Here is a 2,916-nt window from a genome sequence, read left to right as displayed (position 1 = left end):
TAAGGATGATAAGGCTGCTAAGGCTGCTTTTGCTGCTGCTTTGAAGAAGCTTGTTGCTTTGGTTCCTTACACTGCTGCTAAGCCAGCTCCAAAGCCAGAACCAAAGCCAACTGAGCCTTCGCTTGTTGATTCTAAGGCTGCTGATCTTCTTTACACGAATTATCAGGGCTTGTTTGCTGATCTTGCTGCTCGTGGTGTGACCAATGTTGCTGCTTATGATGCTTTGCTTGATAAGCTCGAGTTTGGTATTAAGCAGACTGGCTGGGAGAACATTTTGAAGAACTTCGGTGGCAATAACTGCGCTTACTTGAATGGTCTTCGTCGTCAGCTTCAGAAGGCTGTGCTTCACTATGGTCATGTTGAGGCTGCTGTGAAGGATATGGTTGCTGAGCTTACTGAGGATTACAATGATGCGAAGGCTTCCGAGAATTGGGATGCTGCTAAGGTAATCAAGGAGAAGCTTGCTAAGGCTCGTGGCTTGCTTGGTGTTGCTGATAACAACCGTACTCGTGCTGCTGCTTTGCTTGATTCTGCTAATGATCATGCTAAGGATTTGAGCTGCGATACTGGTGCTAAGGAAGTTCGCGATGCTATGGATAAGGAGCCTAACTCCCCATTCAAGCCAACTCCTGCTCCAAAGCCAGCTCCTAAGACTCCTAAGGCTCCTAAGCTTCCTAACACGGGTGCTGTGGTAGCTTTGGCTGCTGTTGCTGCTTCTGTGCTTGCTGGTATGGGTGCTGCTCTTCGTAAGATCCGCCACTAAGCTGCTTAGCAGGCCTGGTGTTTAATACTGGGTTTGGTGTTTGACTGCTTAGTCTAGTGCGTTGTTTGGCGTGCTAGGCTAAGCGGTTTTTATTGATTATTCTTGTGCTCGGCGTGTGACGGCTTGTTTGGGTTTGTTGCCTCTGCTGGTGTTGTTTCTGCTGGTTGATGTGGTTTGCCGTTTTTTCTTTCTTACCATTGATGCTGGTAGGGGTGGTGCTGGTGGATGCTGAGTGCTGGGTGAGTGTTGTCTTCCGCTAGGGACGGGTGATGATGCTTGTAGTGTGAAAGGCTCGCGGTTTTTCCGTGGGCCTTTCTGCGTATTGACCTGCCGAAGCGCTTAAAGCGTAGCGCGCGTAGGCACTTCAATGCGGAAACTCGCTTAAGTTGGAAGCACCCTGTGCTTTCAACGCAAGCGAGGTCTGCCTTCGTCTCGATTGACGAAGGCAGGACAGAGTCGTGTGGCTATTCGCTCCGCGCGAGCGTTTCTCTCGTGTTTGGAGGGTTTGGCATGGTGTGGTGCTCCAAACGTGAGGAACTTGTCTCGTGTTTGGAGGGTTGTCTGTGGTTTAGTGCTCCAAATGTGGGGAACTTTTCTCGCGTTTGGAGGGTTTAACAAGTTTTCCCGCCTTGCATCCCTACTAGCGTGTATACTTTCACAAGTTGCGGGCCTGTAGCTCAGTGGATAGAGCGTCTGCCTCCGGAGCAGAAGGTCGTGGGTTCGAACCCCATTAGGCCCACGTGTGGATTTTCTTGCGTATTGTGCAAGCGGCATAAACTGCACGTGACTGAGTAGTTTCGGTCGGCCTGTTTATTTGCTGCTTTTCCTGTAGTGTTTTGTAGAATAGTTGCATATGCGCTGATGAGTTCAAAAACTTGATGTCGAAAAATTCTACATCAAGTTGGGGTGGTCGCAGAAAGCTTCCATATGCTTTTATTGGGCAAAGTGTCTATATGCTCATGACGGTGCAAAATTTCGACTATTACGCGGATATAGTCATCGAATGCTGTTGGGGTAGTATTCGCAAAAATAAACGATATTTATCCATAGTTTGGAAAAGGGGAAGACGTAGTAATGGATAATCAATGCGATTCGGATATAAAGAAAACATGTGCAATTAACAAATTGCCTGTAAAACTTTCGTCAATAGATCAGATAGAACATCTTAAGAAGCAAGGTATAACTTTTAACAAACAATCTGAAGATTCTGCAATTTCCTACCTTTCAACATTCTCATACTATTTTGAGACTTGTTCATATAAAAAATTGTTTAACAAGAGAGTTGGTGGGTCTAGGAATGGTCAGTATATTGACTTGGATTTTGATCAATTATGCAAAATAGAGCAGCTTAATAGGATGTTTCAAAGGCTTTTGCTTCTAATAGCTCTAACTATAGAGCATGAGTCAAAAGTTAAGTTAATGAAAATGTTTACTGAAAATTCTGAAGAAGATGGATACTCCATTGTTGAAGATTACATGTCTAGTCTTAATAACGATGACCGCAAAATACTAATTGCTGAATTAGAACGACTTAAAGATGGAAAATATAGTAGAGAATCAGCAGCAAAGTATACAGGTGAAATGCCAATTTGGGTATTTGTTGAAGGTATTACATTTGGAACATTGTTAAGATTTTATCGTTTTTGTGCAAAAAGATGGAATAGCAGAGAGATGCAGAAGGAACATCACTTATTGTGCAGGGTAAAATCCGTACGTAATGCTTGTGCTCATTCTAATTCAATATTGGATGGAATTACTGAAAAGAGTTTTGACAACGTACTTGTGCTTGAAGAAGTAAGTAAAGCTATTGAATCTATAGGCTTCAATAAGCGTGCGAGGCGATCAAATATGTGTAATGCGAAGATGAAAGAAATAGTGATAACTGCATATATGTATAAGAAATTTCTGTATAGGAATTATCAGTGTGATGAGTGCGTGAATGATCAAAAAAGCATTATTCGATACGTTGCAGGTGATTTTATAAAAAAGGCATCTGAGTATACAAAAGAGTACGATAAAGCGAGTAAATTTAACTCATTGCTTGCTTTTATTTGTACTGTTATTGACAGTTGGATATGTGAAAGATAAAATTGGAAATGCTTGAAAACCTTAGGGTTTTGGGGGGCGGAAGTGCGAGAGCGCATCTGCCCCGA

General features: G+C 43.1%; 1 protein-coding gene, 1 tRNA gene and 1 pseudogene. All 3 read left to right on the top strand.

The annotated features are described in order from the left end of the window. Window positions 1-763: pseudogene (locus AXE77_RS06875) on the top strand (hypothetical protein); the annotation flags it as partial. A 666-nt stretch (window positions 764-1,429) separates the two neighbouring features. After that, window positions 1,430-1,502: transfer RNA gene (locus AXE77_RS04740), tRNA-Arg, on the top strand. A 335-nt stretch (window positions 1,503-1,837) separates the two neighbouring features. Beyond that, window positions 1,838-2,851, top strand: coding sequence for an Abi family protein (locus AXE77_RS04730; RefSeq protein WP_116712360.1), 1,014 nt, complete (start codon window positions 1,838-1,840; stop codon window positions 2,849-2,851). The last annotated feature ends 65 nt before the right edge of the window (window positions 2,852-2,916 follow it).

It is taken from the genome of Gardnerella massiliensis (assembly GCF_003408845.1).
GTDB lineage: Bacteria > Actinomycetota > Actinomycetes > Actinomycetales > Bifidobacteriaceae > Bifidobacterium > Bifidobacterium vaginale_H.
This window is presented reverse-complemented; position numbering and strand designations above follow the sequence as displayed.